At 74.9% G+C, this 338-nt stretch carries 1 protein-coding gene; it reads left to right on the top strand.

All coding sequences use genetic code 11. The annotated features are described in order from the left end of the window. Positions 1-338, top strand: a 338-nt coding sequence (locus tag R0J87_RS19065) for a histidine kinase dimerization/phospho-acceptor domain-containing protein (protein ID WP_498888197.1), incomplete at both ends; no start/stop codon positions are given.

Below are 338 nucleotides of genomic sequence, written 5' to 3'. Positions count from 1 at the left end.
GCCGCCGGGCTCGCCGCGGCCGCGCTCGTGCTGGCGCTGTGGCAGGGCCTGCGCCTGCGCCGCGCGCGCCAGGCCGGCGAACGCCTGCAAGACCGCCTGGAAACCGCGCGCGGCGAAATCGACTTCCTGCGCCGCGACCTGCAGCAGCACGACCAGCTCGAGCAGCAGCTGACCCAGGCCAAGCAGGCCGCCGAAGCCGCGGTGCTGGCCAAGGGCGAGTTCCTCGCCACCATGAGCCACGAGATCCGCACGCCGCTGGGCGCGATCACCGGCTTCGCCGAGCAGCTCGCCAGCCTGCCCGACGCCCCGGACGAGGACCGCCGCGACTGGATCGACAC

Origin of the sequence: Halomonas sp. SIMBA_159, assembly GCF_046536035.1 — a bacterium.
Lineage (GTDB): Bacteria > Pseudomonadota > Gammaproteobacteria > Pseudomonadales > Halomonadaceae > Vreelandella > Vreelandella venusta_A.
The sequence above is the reverse complement of the archived record's forward strand: the minus strand, read 5'-3'. Positions and strand labels throughout refer to the sequence as shown.